This is a genomic window from Frigidibacter sp. ROC022, assembly GCF_024723735.1.
GTDB lineage: Bacteria > Pseudomonadota > Alphaproteobacteria > Rhodobacterales > Rhodobacteraceae > SLM-1.
On the sequence record NZ_JANQDU010000002.1, the window covers coordinates 391,101 to 403,512 of the forward strand.

16 protein-coding genes are annotated in these 12,412 nt (G+C 67.8%); 5 read left to right on the forward strand and 11 right to left on the reverse strand.

All coding sequences use genetic code 11. The features are described from left to right. Positions 1-11: 11 nt before the first annotated feature. From flgA to NUW50_RS08680, 7 genes are read right to left on the reverse strand one after another with little or no spacing between them, the layout of a single operon-like run. Positions 12-446 carry a flagellar basal body P-ring formation chaperone FlgA gene (flgA, locus tag NUW50_RS08650; RefSeq protein WP_258288699.1) on the reverse strand — a complete coding sequence of 145 codons (435 nt, stop codon included), beginning with the start codon at positions 444-446 and terminating at the stop codon, positions 12-14. Then, positions 446-1,231 carry a flagellar basal-body rod protein FlgG gene (flgG, locus tag NUW50_RS08655; RefSeq protein WP_258288700.1) on the reverse strand — a complete coding sequence of 262 codons (786 nt, stop codon included), beginning with the start codon at positions 1,229-1,231 and terminating at the stop codon, positions 446-448. Before flgG ends, flgA begins: the two co-directional genes overlap by 1 nt. Positions 1,232-1,240: 9 nt before the next feature. After that, positions 1,241-1,957 carry a flagellar hook-basal body complex protein gene (locus NUW50_RS08660; RefSeq protein WP_258288701.1) on the reverse strand — a complete coding sequence of 239 codons (717 nt, stop codon included), beginning with the start codon at positions 1,955-1,957 and terminating at the stop codon, positions 1,241-1,243. Positions 1,958-1,961: 4 nt separating this feature from the next. Further along, entirely contained in the window at positions 1,962-2,228 is a 267-nt protein-coding gene (fliQ, locus tag NUW50_RS08665) for a flagellar biosynthesis protein FliQ (protein ID WP_258288702.1), read from the reverse strand. A 12-nt stretch (positions 2,229-2,240) separates the two neighbouring features. Beyond that, the gene (gene fliE, locus NUW50_RS08670; RefSeq protein WP_258288703.1) at positions 2,241-2,549 is read right to left on the reverse strand and encodes a flagellar hook-basal body complex protein FliE; all 309 of its coding nucleotides are present in this window, start codon (positions 2,547-2,549) and stop codon (positions 2,241-2,243) included. An 11-nt stretch (positions 2,550-2,560) separates the two neighbouring features. Continuing rightward, positions 2,561-2,953 (reverse strand): flagellar basal body rod protein FlgC, encoded by a 393-nt coding sequence (gene flgC / locus NUW50_RS08675; protein ID WP_258288704.1) that lies wholly within the window; start codon positions 2,951-2,953, stop codon positions 2,561-2,563. After that, on the reverse strand, positions 2,950-3,336 hold the full coding sequence (locus NUW50_RS08680; RefSeq protein WP_258288705.1) for a FlgB family protein: 387 nt from the start codon (positions 3,334-3,336) through the stop codon (positions 2,950-2,952). The genes flgC and NUW50_RS08680 overlap by 4 nt, the downstream gene beginning before the upstream one ends. 83 nt (positions 3,337-3,419) lie before the next feature. On the opposite strand from NUW50_RS08680, the gene NUW50_RS08685 reads away from it, so the two are divergent. Then, positions 3,420-4,742 (forward strand): FliI/YscN family ATPase, encoded by a 1,323-nt coding sequence (locus tag NUW50_RS08685; RefSeq protein ID WP_258288706.1) that lies wholly within the window; start codon positions 3,420-3,422, stop codon positions 4,740-4,742. A 135-nt stretch (positions 4,743-4,877) separates the two neighbouring features. Here NUW50_RS08685 and NUW50_RS08690 read toward each other — a convergent pair whose 3' ends face one another. Together NUW50_RS08690 and mutM are read right to left on the reverse strand one after the other, a co-directional pair. Further along, positions 4,878-5,654, reverse strand: coding sequence for an enoyl-CoA hydratase (locus tag NUW50_RS08690; RefSeq protein WP_258288707.1), 777 nt, complete (start codon positions 5,652-5,654; stop codon positions 4,878-4,880). 72 nt (positions 5,655-5,726) lie between these two features. Then, a complete protein-coding gene (gene mutM / locus NUW50_RS08695; protein ID WP_258288708.1) occupies positions 5,727-6,578 on the reverse strand; it encodes a bifunctional DNA-formamidopyrimidine glycosylase/DNA-(apurinic or apyrimidinic site) lyase in 852 nt (283 codons plus the stop codon). A gap of 151 nt (positions 6,579-6,729) precedes the next feature. Between mutM and ubiE the strand changes: the two genes are divergently transcribed. Together ubiE and ubiB are read left to right on the forward strand one after the other, a co-directional pair. Continuing rightward, positions 6,730-7,482: a bifunctional demethylmenaquinone methyltransferase/2-methoxy-6-polyprenyl-1,4-benzoquinol methylase UbiE gene (gene ubiE, locus NUW50_RS08700; protein ID WP_258288709.1), complete on the forward strand. Its 753-nt coding sequence runs from the start codon at positions 6,730-6,732 to the stop codon at positions 7,480-7,482. A 1-nt stretch (position 7,483) separates the two neighbouring features. Continuing rightward, a complete protein-coding gene (gene ubiB / locus NUW50_RS08705) occupies positions 7,484-9,013 on the forward strand; it encodes a 2-polyprenylphenol 6-hydroxylase (protein ID WP_258288710.1) in 1,530 nt (509 codons plus the stop codon). A 25-nt stretch (positions 9,014-9,038) separates the two neighbouring features. Here the strand turns inward: ubiB and NUW50_RS08710 are convergent, their stop codons facing one another. Together NUW50_RS08710 and fliK are read right to left on the reverse strand one after the other, a co-directional pair. After that, on the reverse strand, positions 9,039-9,689 hold the full coding sequence (locus NUW50_RS08710) for a flagellar hook capping FlgD N-terminal domain-containing protein (protein ID WP_258288711.1): 651 nt from the start codon (positions 9,687-9,689) through the stop codon (positions 9,039-9,041). Positions 9,690-9,712: 23 nt separating this feature from the next. Next, complete coding sequence (gene fliK / locus NUW50_RS08715) at positions 9,713-10,663, reverse strand: flagellar hook-length control protein FliK (protein ID WP_258288712.1); 951 nt, start codon at positions 10,661-10,663, stop codon at positions 9,713-9,715. A gap of 902 nt (positions 10,664-11,565) precedes the next feature. Here fliK and NUW50_RS08720 point away from each other — a divergent pair. Both NUW50_RS08720 and NUW50_RS08725 read left to right on the forward strand, forming a co-directional pair. Then, complete coding sequence (locus NUW50_RS08720; RefSeq protein ID WP_258288713.1) at positions 11,566-11,865, forward strand: rod-binding protein; 300 nt, start codon at positions 11,566-11,568, stop codon at positions 11,863-11,865. Beyond that, the gene (locus NUW50_RS08725) at positions 11,858-12,217 is read left to right on the forward strand and encodes a hypothetical protein (RefSeq protein ID WP_258288714.1); all 360 of its coding nucleotides are present in this window, start codon (positions 11,858-11,860) and stop codon (positions 12,215-12,217) included. The genes NUW50_RS08720 and NUW50_RS08725 overlap by 8 nt, the downstream gene beginning before the upstream one ends. Positions 12,218-12,412 lie beyond the last annotated feature (195 nt).

Below are 12,412 nucleotides of genomic sequence, written 5' to 3' on the forward strand. Positions count from 1 at the left end.
GCACATCCTTTCTAGAAACCGACGGCGACGCTGCCGTCGGGTTGAACCTTGCCGCTGACCGTCTTGCGCGAGGCCAGGTTCATCACCCGCACCACATCGCCCAGCCCGGCCCGGCCCAGCGACCGCGCCTCGGTGGCGATGGTGAGGCCGCCGGCGGAATAGATCAGGGTGACGATCTGGTTGCGTTCGATCAGCGCCGGCGGGCCGATCTGGTCAAGCCGGATCGGCCGGCCGGGATAGAGCATCACCCGCGCCTCCTTGCCCAGCACCTCGGACAGATGCGCCGCCGCGCCGGGCGTGTCGCCCGCGATCATTGTCAGATCGTCCGGCCCGATCACCGACATGGCCCGCACCGGGCGGGCGCTGACCACCGTGTCGGCCCCGGCGGTGGACAGCGCGGCCAGGGTCAGGACCAGGGTCCAGAGCAGGATTTCCCAGGCGCGCATCACCGCACCTGCGTGGTTGCCGCCAGCATCTGGTCAGCGGCGGTGATGACCTTGGCGTTCAGCTCGTAGCCGCGCTGTGCCTCGATCAATTCGGTGATCTCGCGGACCGGATCGACCGAGCTTTCCTCGAGATAGCCCTGCCGCAGGGTGCCGAGCCCGTCGACGCCGGGCACCGAGACGATGGAAGGGCCCGACGCGCCGGTTTCCAGGAACAGATTGCCGCCGATCGCTTCCAGGCCCTTTTCGTTGGTGAAACCGGCCAGGGTGAACTGGCCCAGAAGCTCGGGTTCGACCCGATCGTTGAAATAGGCGTAGACCTCGCCATCGGCATTGACGGACACCGATCGGGCATCGTCCGGAATCGTGATTCCCGGTGCCACCGGATAGCCGTCCGATGTCTGGATCAGCCCGTCGGGCGAACGTTTCAGCGCCCCGTCGCGGGTATAGGCGGCGATGCCCGAGGGCAGCGTGACCTCGATGAAGCCCTTGCCGTCGATCGCCAGATCCAGATCGCCGCCGGTCAGCGCCAGCGTCCCCTGGCCGATCTGCACCGAAACCGAGGCCGGTCGCGACCCGAGACCCAGCTGCACCCCGGTGGGCAGGATCGTGCCGTCGGTGGCGCTGATCGTGCCCGGGCGGGACAGCTGCTCATAGGTCAGGTCGGCGAATTCGGCGCGGCGGGCGTTGTAGCCGGTGGTGGACATGTTGGCGAGGTTGTTCGAGATGACCTCCACCCGCATCTGCTGGGCGCTCATCCCGGTGGCGGCAATACTCAGGGCACGCATCTGGTTCTCCTATCGGCCGATGGTCTGGATGACGTTGCGGATTCGCTCGTCCTCCTGATCCATGAATTTCTGGCCCTGCTCATAGGACCGCTGCACCTCGATCAATCGGCTGATCTCGGCAATCGGATTGACATTGGCGGCTTCGGTGAAGCCCTGCAGGATCACCGCATCCGCCACGGGGCTGAACCCGCCGGGGCTTTCGAACAGCCCGTTGCCGCGCCGCTGCAGATCGGTCGGGTCATCGGGGGCGACGAGGCCGATCTGCGCCAGCGGCAAGCCGTTAGCTTGCACCGTTCCGTCGGTGCCGATGGCGAAGTCGCCGGCATCCGGCGGCACGAAGATCGGCGCCCCGCCCAGATCGAGCAGATGATGCCCCTCGGGCGTCACCAACTCGCCGGACTCGTTGGTGGTGAAATCCCCGGCGCGGGTCAGCATCGGGCCCTGCGGGGTGCCGATCAGGAAATATCCCTCGCCCTGGATCGCCAGGTCGAAGGGGCCGCCGGTCGGGTTCAGGGTCCCCTGGCTGCTGTCGATCCGCCGCACCAGCGCCGCGGTCATCGACAGCGAGTCATCCCCCTTCCCCAGCCTGTCGATGAATTCCGCGAAGGTCACATCCTCGCGCCGGAAGCCGGTGGTCGAGGCATTGGCGATGTTGTTCGCCACCACCTCCAGTTCCTTCAGCAGGCCCGACTGGCGCGACAGGGTGGTATAGCCGATGTTGTCCATGGCCCTAAAACCCCGCGATCAGGGGCACGATGCGATGCCGGAAGAAATCGCTCATCGTGGCCGAGATGAAGCCCATCGAGATCCAGAACGCGACCAGAATCGCCGCCATCTTGGGCACGAAGGTCAGCGTCATCTCCTGGATCGAGGTCAGCGCCTGGAACAGGCCGACCACCACCCCCATGACCAGGGCAACGGTCAGGATCGGGGACGAGACCTTCACGGCGACCCAGAGAGCCTCGCGCAGGGTGTCGAAAATGAGGTTTTCGTCCATGGTCGGGCCCCCTCAGACCGGCATCCGCAGGATTTCCTGATAGGCTTCGACAACCTTGTTGCGGACCGCCACCGCGGTCTCGATCGCCAATTCGGTCTGCGCCAACGCCTGGACCAGCGAATGGCTGTCGGCGCGTCCGGTCAGCGCCGCCCGGGCTGTCTTGTCGCCGTTTTCCATGGTGGCGGCGAAATCCTCGGCCACCCGGGCAAAGGCCTGCCCGGCGGTTTCGGTGCCGCCGGTCCCGCCCGGTGCAGGCTTCGGCGCTGTGGCCGGGCGGGTGGCGGCGTAGCCTTGCGCCGCAAACGAGGAACGGATGTCCATTCTGGGGTCTCCTATTTCCGCAGGAGTTCGAGCAGGCTGCGCGACATTTGCCGGGTCTGGTCGAACATTCGAAGGTTCGCTTCGTAGCTGCGCTGCGCTTCGCGCGCGTCAGCGATCTCGACCACCAGATCGACATTCGATCCCTCATAGGTGCCGTCTTCGCCGGCCAGAGGATTTCCGGGGTCGTAGATTCGTTCGGCCGGTCGCGGGTCAAGCCGGACCCTGCCGGTTGCGACCTCGCCGGCCGGGCGGCCGTCTTTCACCACCTGCTCGAAACTTGTGAGCTTGCGGTGATAGCCGGGGGTATCGGCATTGGCGATGTTCTCGGCCACCAGCCGCAGGCGCAGGGATTGCGCCTTCAGCCCGCTGGCCGCCTCGGCGGCGCCGTTCAGAAGACTGCTCATCTGCCGCCCCCGATACTGGTGCGCAGGATCGACAGCGCCTGGCCATAGACAGCCAGGGCAAGATCGTGGCTCTGGCGAACCTCGGCGGATTTCAGCATCTGATCTTCCAGCGACACGGTATTGCCGTTCGGCGAGACCGCGTCGGGCGCATCGACCGTTTGCCAGTCCAGAAAACCGCCGGTGGAGACGATATGCTGCGGGCGGGTCGCCCGCATCGCCGGGGCCGACGCAGCGCCAAGGCTTTCCGCAAAGGGCGCCAGGTCGCGGGCCCGGTAGCCCGGAGTATCGGCATTGGCCACGTTCCGGGCCAGTTGCGCCTGCCGGTCGCCGGCATAGCGGGCCAGATCACCGGCCAGACGCAGGACACCAAGAGTTTCAAACATCGGGGCTTCTCCCTCGACCTATCGAAACCAAGGCTTAACCGTGATTCGTTACCAAAGGGTTCGCAGAAGCCAGGCGGGGCGGAATGAACGGACTGGACCACCTGAAGGCGGAAATCGACGCGATCCCGCGCATCTCCCGGATTGGCCGGATCGTCCGGCTGGACCGCGGACTCGTGTCTGTAAACGGACTTTCCGACATTGCCTCGCCCGGCGATCTCGTCGAACTGGGGCCGCGCGGGTCCGCGCTGCTGGGGGAGGTGCTGGGTGTCGATGCCGCCGAAATCGCGGTGATGACCGATGTCGGCGGCGATGGGCTGACACTGGGCCAACCCGTGGTCCATCGCGGCGGCGGAGAGGTTGCGCCGGACTCATCCTGGATCGGCCGGGTGATCGATCCCTTCGGTGAGCCGCTGGACGGCCGGCCGCTGTTGCGGGGCCTGGAGCCGCTGCCGGTGCGGCGACCGCCGCCCAATGCGCATGACCGCCGCGCGATGGGACAACGGCTGGAAACCGGCCTGGCGGTATTCAACAGCTTCCTGCCGATCGCGCGCGGGCAGCGGATCGGGCTGTTCGCCGGTGCAGGAGTAGGGAAATCGACCCTGCTGGGACGGCTGACCCGCGGGATCGAGGCCGATGTGGTGGTGATCTCGCTGATCGGGGAACGGGGCCGGGAACTGCGCGAGTTCATCGACCGGATTCTCGGCCCTGCCGGCATGGAACGGACGGTTGTCGTCGCCGCGACTTCGGACCAGCCGGCCCTGGTGCGGCGGCGCTGCGGCTGGACCGCGGCGGCAGTGGCCGAGTATTTCCGGGATCAGGGCAGACAGGTGCTTCTTCTTGCCGATTCGCTGACCCGCTTTGCCGAGGCGCATCGGGAAATCGCCCTGGCCGCGGGCGAGACGGCAAGCCTGCGCGGCTATCCGCCATCGACCGCCGCGATGATTGCCGGGCTCTGCGAGCGGGCCGGGCCGGGCGAGAGATTCCACGGCGACATCACCGCGATCTTCACCGTGCTGGTCGCCGGATCGGATATGGACGAACCCGTGGCCGACATGGTGCGCGGCGTGCTCGACGGGCATGTCGTGCTGGACCGGCGAATCGCCGAGCGGGGCCGATTTCCGGCGGTCGATCTGCTGCGATCGGTCTCGCGGGCGCTGCCGGATGCCGCATCGGAAGAGGAAAACGCGCTGCTGGCCCGGGCGCGGGCGTTGCTGGGCCATTACGAAAAGGCCGAGCTGATGGTGCAGGCCGGTCTCTACACCGCCGGGTCCGACCCGGAACTGGACATTGCCATCAGGCTCTGGCCGCTGCTCGACGCCTTCCTGGCCGAATCCGAACCCGGCAGCGCGCCGGACAGTTTTGCCCGGCTGGCCGAAATCCTGCGTCTGGCCGGGGCGATCACCTGAGCAATCGGGGTTTCCCCGTCCGACCGGGCCTCGGATCGCTGCGCGATCCGATCCGTCGGGGGCCCTGCCCCCGAACCCCCGGAGTATTTGCGACCCAAAGATGCGGGATGCGTTCCCTGCGGCCCGGAACCGGGCCTATTTGTCGCGGAACTGCGGCTCGCGCTTGTCCAGGAACGCGTTCATGCCCTCGGCCTGATCCTCGGTGGCAAACAGCGAGTGGAACAGACGCCGCTCGAAGAGAATCCCTTCGCGCAGCGTCGTCTCGTAGCTGCGGTTCACCGCCTCCTTCACCGCCTTCACGGTCAGCATCGACTTCTCGGCGATCTTCTCGGCGATGCCGACCGCTTCCTTGACCAGATCCTTGGCCGGGAACACCCGGCTGACGAGACCGGAGCGTTCCGCCTCGGCCGCATCCATCATCCGCCCGGTCAGATGCATGTCCATCGATTTGGACTTGCCGACGAAGCGGGTCAGGCGCTGGCTGCCGCCCATCCCGGCGATGACTCCCAGATTGATCTCGGGCTGGCCGAACTTGGCGGTGTCGGAGCAGACGATGAAATCGCACATCATCGCCAGTTCGCAGCCACCGCCCAGGGCATAGCCGGAGACGGCCGCGATGATCGGCTTGCGGATCCGCTGGAACGCCTCGGCCGGGGCGCCGAAGTGATCCTCGCCGAACATGTCGACAAAACCCTTGCCGGCCATCTCGCGGATGTCGGCCCCGGCGGCGAAGGCCTTGTCCGATCCGGTGATGACCATGGCACGCAGCTTGTCGTTCCGATCGGCCTCGGCCAGCGCCTCGGCCAGTTCGCCCAGCAATTCCGAGTTCAGCGCATTCAGCGCATCCGGGCGATTGAGCCGGATCAGGCAGACCGATCCCTGAGTTTCGACGATCAGAGTCTTGTAGGCCATGAGTCCGTCCTGTGGGTGCTTGGCAGGCTTCAACTGGGGCCGAGACTTAGCACCAACGATCCGGGGGGCAAACTATCTTTGGCAATCGGCACAATAGAACGAGGCCCGCCCCGATTGCACGATCCGCCGGATCACCCCCGCGCAGCCCGGGGTCGGGCAGGGCGCGCCGGCACGGTCGTAGACCCGGAAGGCATGCTGGAAATAGCCCAGTTCGCCGCTGGTCTGGCGGTGGTCACGCAGGCTGGACCCGCCGGCCTCTATGGCCTCGCCCAGCACCTCGCGAATCGCCGGAACCAGGCGGGCGACCCGTGCTGCGGCAATACGTCCGGCCAGCCGGGTGGGCGAAATGCCGGTGCGGTGCAGCACTTCCGAGACATAGATGTTCCCAAGCCCCGCGACGATTCGCTGATCCAGCAGCGCCGACTTGACCGGCATCCTGCGGCCCTTCAGCCGTGCGACCAGATAGGCCTCGTGAAAACCGTTGCCCAGCGGTTCGGGGCCCAGATCCTTCAGCAGCCAGTGCGATTCGGCGGTCTCGGTCGGCATCAGGTCCATGGCACCGAAGCGGCGGGCATCGTTGAAGGTGACCCGGGCGCCGTTGTCCATGTCGAACACCACATGGTCATGCTTCCCCGGCGCCGGATGGGCATGGTGGAATGCCCCGATCCGCATCCCCGAAACCAGCATCCGCCCCGACATGCCGAGGTGAATCAGCAGGGTCTCGGCCGAATCGAGCTCCAGCAGCAGGTATTTCGACCGCCGTCCCAGCCGCAGCACCCGGCGCCCGGTCAGCCTTTCGGCCATCCGCTCGGGCAGCGGCCAGCGCAGATCGGGGCGGTTCACCCCGGCACGCGCGATGACCGCGCCTTCCATCGCCGGGATCAGGCCACGGCGTACGGTTTCGACCTCGGGCAGTTCCGGCATGTTCGTTCTGGCTCCGGTCTTGGCGACCCGTCCCAGATGCCCGAGCCGGGGCCTCTGGCGCAAGGGCTGCCGGGGCACCGCGGCAATTCCCGGTTTGTCACTGGCGACACAAGCCTATATCGGGTTGGTGCGTAAATCCGACGGACCCGCCATGACCGACCCCAGCGACAAGACCACCCATTTCGGCAACCGCGAAGTGCCCGAGTCCGAAAAGGCCGGGCTGGTGCATGGCGTGTTCTCCTCGGTCGCCGGGCGCTATGATCTGATGAACGACCTGATGTCGGGCGGCATCCACCGGCTGTGGAAGGACGCGATGATGGACTGGCTGGCGCCCCGGCCCAGCCAGAGATTGCTGGACGTGGCGGGCGGCACCGGGGACATCGCCTTCCGGTTTCTCAAGCGGGCCAGGGGCGGCAGCGCCGTGGTCTGCGACATGACCGAGGCGATGCTGGTGGAAGGCCGCAAGCGGGCCGAGGCGGCGCGGCTGGCCGACAGCCTCGACTGGGTGGTGGGCGACGCGATGTCCCTGCCCTTCCCGGACCGCTCCTTCGACGTCTACACGATCAGCTTCGGCATCCGGAACGTCACCAGAATCGCCGACGCGCTTTCCGAAGCCTTCCGGGTGCTGCGCCCCGGCGGGCGGCTGATGGTGCTGGAGTTCAGCCAGCTTCCGGTGCCGGGGATGCAGTGGCTCTATGACCGCTACAGCTACAATGTCATCCCGACGATGGGCAAAGTGGTGACCGGCGACCGCGACAGCTATCAGTATCTGGTCGAATCGATCCGCAAGTTCCCGGATCAGGAGAGCTTTGCCGCGATGATCCGCGCCGCCGGCTTCGAACAGGTATCCTACCGCAACCTGACGATGGGCGTCGCCGCGCTGCATTCGGGCTGGAAGATCTGAGATGCGCGGTCCGCACAACATCTGGCGGCTGATCGTCACCGGCGCGACCCTGGAGCGCACCGGCGCCATGAAGGTGGTTCTGGATGCGATGGAGGCGCCGGCGCCGCTGCGCATCTTCGCCCGCATCCTGGGCTGGCCCTTCGCCTGGCTGGGCGAAAAGGGTGATCCCGCCCTGCCCCCGGCGCCCCGGGCCCTGACCGCCCTGGGGCCGGCCTATATCAAGTTCGGCCAGATCCTCTCGACCCGGCCCGACCTGGTCGGCGCCGAACTGGCCGGACAGTTGATGGTTCTGCAGGACCGCCTGGCACCTTTCGACATCGAAACCGCCAAGGCCACGGTGGAGGAAGAGCTCGGAAGCCCTGTGGAGACCCTGTTTTCCGAGTTTTCCGCCCCGATCGCCGCCGCGTCGATCGCGCAGGTGCACCGCGCGAGACTGGCCGAGAGCGGCGACGAGGTGGCGGTCAAGGTGTTGCGCCCGAAGATCGAGCGGGCCTTCCGCCGCGACCTGGACGCCTTCTATTTCGCCGCTTCGGTAATCGAGTTTCTTTCGCCCGCCTCGCGCCGCCTGCATCCGCATGACGTGGTCGAGCATTTCGAGGGCATTGTCCGGGGCGAGCTGGACCTGCGCCTGGAGGCCTCGGCCGCCAGCGAATTCGCCGCCAATACCGCCGCCGATGCCGGGCTGATCGTGCCGGAAGTGCGCTGGCACATGTCGGGGCGTCGGGTGATGACCCTGGACTGGGCCGAGGGGATTCCGATCTCGGATCTCGATGCACTTGATGCCGCCGGGCACGACCGGGTGAAACTCGCCGAAGAAGTGCTGCAACTGTTCCTCAGCCATGCGCTGCGCGACGGCTACTTTCATGCCGACATGCATCAGGGCAATCTGAAGGTTGCCCCGGATGGCAGGATCATCGCGCTCGATTTCGGGATCATGGGCCGGATCGACGATTACACGCGGCGCACCTATGCCGAGATCCTCTTCGGCTTCATGCGCCGCGATTACCGCCGCATCGCAGAAGTGCATTTCGAAGCCGGATATGTCCCTGCCGACCGCGACGTGGACGACTTCGCCCGCGCCCTGCGCGCCGTGGGAGAGCCGATCTTCGGCATGGATGCGACCCATATCTCGATGGGCCGGCTGCTGACCTACCTGTTCGAGGTGACCGAGCGTTTCGGCATGGAAACGCGAACCGAGTTGATCCTGCTGCAACGGACCATGGTGGTGGTCGAAGGCGTGGCGCGGTCGCTGGACCCGCATATCAACATCTGGCAGGCGGCCAGACCGGTGGTCGAGGGGTATATTCGCAAGAATGTCGGCCCCTTGGCGGTGATGGCAGATGTCGCGCGCACCGTGCGGGTGCTGTCGCGCTTCGGGCCCAGGCTGCCGCAACTGGTCGAGGAACGCCTGCTGCGCCCGCCACCGCCACCTCCTGCGCCCGCGGGCTGGTCCGGTTGGTCGGTGCTGGCCGTGTCACTGATCTCGGGCCTTCTGGTGGCGGTTGTCCTGCTGGGGCTGGATTTCCTCTGACCCGGCGCCGCGAAGATGGCGGCGATCAGGACGGGCTGCGCAGGCCCAGCACGGTGCTGGCGGCGACCCTGGCGCCCGAATCCAGGATCAACACGAGCTCGCCGGCCTCGGTCCGCGCCTCGGTCACCCGGGCATAGCTTGCCACCGGGTCGGTGCCGGACAGCTTGCCATCGGTGAAGCTCTCGACCGAGAAGCTGTAGACCCCGTTGCCCAGCGGCGTGCCCCCGGCGTCGGTGCCGGCCCAGGTCACGGCATCGGCGGTGACGGGAATCGCCAGGCGCTGCACCTCCTCGCCCCCGGAATCGCGGACGACGAGCTGTGCCGAGTCGGCCTCGGGCCTCGGGGTCGGCGCCAGTTCGACCGGGCTGCCGGAGAAGGCGACCGGCGCCGTCGTCCGCGCCTCCATCCCGACCCATCCGGCCAGCTGCGACATGCCCATCAGCTCCACCTGGGCGGCCAGCAGGTCATTGGTGCGGACCTGCTGCTCGACCCCCGAAAAGGTTGCCAGCTGCACGGCAAAATCGCTCGAGTCGAGCGGGTTCAGCGGATCCTGGTTCTGCATCTGCGTGGTCATCATCCGCAGGAAGGTGTTGAAATCGGACGACAATGTATCGGCCGGGTCGCGGGCCTGTTGGGTGGTCAGCCGGGATTGCGGGGCGGTCTGGATGATGTCCATGGCGGGGTCCTTCCGAACGGGGGTCAAAGCCGGATGTCGAGCCCCGGACCGGGATTGGTCCGGGACGGCGGGGCGGGCGGGTCCGGCGTTCCGGGCAGGGTCTCCCGCCCCTCGCCGATGCCCTGCGGTGACGAAACAGGGCGGTCGCGCTGCGATTGCGACGGCGACCCGCCAAAGGAGAAACTCACCGAGCCATGGCCCAGCCCGCGCAGGTCACGGTCCAGATCCCCCATATGACGGCGGATGAGATCGGCCGTCTCCGCCCGTTCGGCCGAAACCTCGACCCGCAGGCCCTGGGGATCGTGATGCAGCGAGAGCCGGACCCTGCCCAGCTCCTCCGGGGACAGGCTGATGTCGATTGCATCCCTGCGATGCCCGGCGTGAACCGCTTCGGCCAGTTGCCGATGCACGGGCGCGAAAGCGGCCGCCTGCGCTGCGGGAAGGCTCGACGGCTTGGGCCGGACCGGCGCCGGCGAATCGGAGAGGGCCGCGTTTTCGGGTCCCGAGGCAGTTGCCTGCAAGGAGGCCGGTTGCACCGCCGAAAGGATCGGGTCCAGACTCGGGTGTGGCCCGGGCGCGGGCAGCTTTGCCGGCTCCGGTTCCCGCCGGAACGGGTCGATCTTCGGCTCGGCGCTGGCCGCCTCTAGTTTGGTTCCCTCCCGCACCGGATCGCCGCTGACAGGGGAAGATCCGGGAACGGATCCCATCGGTGGCGGGCCCGATCGAACCGGCGCCGTGCCATCCGGTGCCATGGCCAGGGGTGGCGCAGGGGCAGGGCGTGCCTTGCCCCGCGGGTCCTCGGCCCCGCGGCCCGGGCTGTCCGCAGGCACTTGCTCCCGGGAAGGGGGGACGAAGGGCAACTTGATCCCGCCGGTCACGGCCGGCGAGGGCTGCGGCGTGCCATGTCCATCGGTGTTTGCGCGAGCATCGAGCGGATGCCTCTTTGCGGCGCGGGAAGAAACACGGATGTTCATCGTCACCTCCGGCAACGAGGCTGTGCCGCGCGGGGTCGGGGCCCGCTGTTCGGGAGCCGGAGCTTCCGACAGGGACTTGTCCGGATGGCCGGGGTTTGCCGCGGCGGTCGCCGGGCCTGATCCCCCCGCAACGATGGTTCGACCATGCGATGCCGTGTCGCTGCCTGCCGCCGAAGGCGCACGCAGGGATGCCGGCGGGGTGGCGTTTGCCGGCGGCAGGTCCGGGGTTTCCCCGGATCGGCCCGGCGGGCTGATCAGCGGCAAGACATCTGCCCGGTTTGCAGGCCGGTCCGGAGACGCATCCGGGGTGAACCGGGCCGGCGCACCCGGGCCGGCGAGACCGAGATCGGTCGCCCTATCCGAATTTGGTTCGCGGCTGACCAGCGGACTCGCGGCGAGCAAGGCGCCTTGCGGCGGGTGAACCGCGACGATCACCTGCGGGGTCGGGTCCGCGACCGGGTCAGCGTCCGGGCCCCGATCCTGATCCGGCCTCCTGCCGCCGCGCGGAGCCTGCGGCCCCGAGTCACCGGGCACCGAGTCGCCGGGCGAACCCGCTCCGGCCAACACCGGGTATCGGCCGGCCGGGACGTCCCGACGGCCCGACCCTTGCAGGGACGGCTCGCCGACACGCCCGGCAGCATCCGGTTCGGGCTCGCCCCCGGACAGGCAGGCCACCAGGCGATCAAAGGACTCCGCGCCCCGGGACAGGCTGGCCTCGGCCCGGCTGGGCGCGGGACCAGCGGCAGCTTGGGGGGCACAGGCCCCGGTGGCGCGGTCTGACATCATCATGGCGGCCCGGGATTCTCCCTTCGGTTCCGCCTTTTTCGCAGCAGGTCCTTACCAATCCTTTACCGGTTTGCGGGCAGGCTTTGGAAAATCGCCCAGATTGGAAGGAGTCCAGAATGGATATTGTCCCCGCTCCTGCCCCGCCGCGCGCCGGACCCGCCACGCCGCAACCGCCGCAGGCCGCCGACGACAGGGCCATGCGCGAAGCCGCCGACGCCTTCGAGGCCGCCTTCCTGGCCGAGATGCTGAAAGGCGCCGGGCTGGGCAAACCGCCCGAAGGTTTCGGCGGCGGCGCGGGAGAGGATCAGTTCGCCTCGTTCCTGCGGCAGGAACAGGCCCGCGCCATGGTCCGGGCCGGCGGCATCGGGCTGAGCGAGACCATCTACCAGGCCATGAAGGCAAAGACCGATGACTGAGCAGGAGCTTGAAGACCTGGCCATTGTCGAGGCGCTGGAAGATCTCTTCGCGCGCGAACGGCGCGGCCTGCTCGAGGGCGATCTCGAGGCCGTGGTGCGCCTGGCCGATCGGCGCGAATCCCTGCTGGCCCGGGTGCCGTCGCTGCGGATCGGCCGGCCGGTGCTGGAGCGACTGCGCAGCTCGGCGGCGCGCAATGCCGGGCTTCTGGCAGCGGCGGCGCAGGGGGTGCGGAGCGCCAGCGCCCGGGTCCGCAGCCTGATCGAAGGGCCTCCGCCGCTCAACACCTATGACATGAACGGCCAGCGCCACCAGCTGGGCGGCAAGGGCTCCGCGACCATCCGGCGGCTGTAGCGATGCCTTTGTCTCAAATCCGATCCATCGCCCTGTCGGCGCTTAGGAACTCCTTAGGTCTTGCGCGTCAGGTTCGGCGGGCATCCCGGTGGGGGGGTGGCGCGATGCCCGGCCGGACCGGCACCGCAGAGGTCAGAATGACGCTCGCTCAGCCGCTTACGGGCGGATCAGGAAACGCGGTGCAAAGCACCGCAG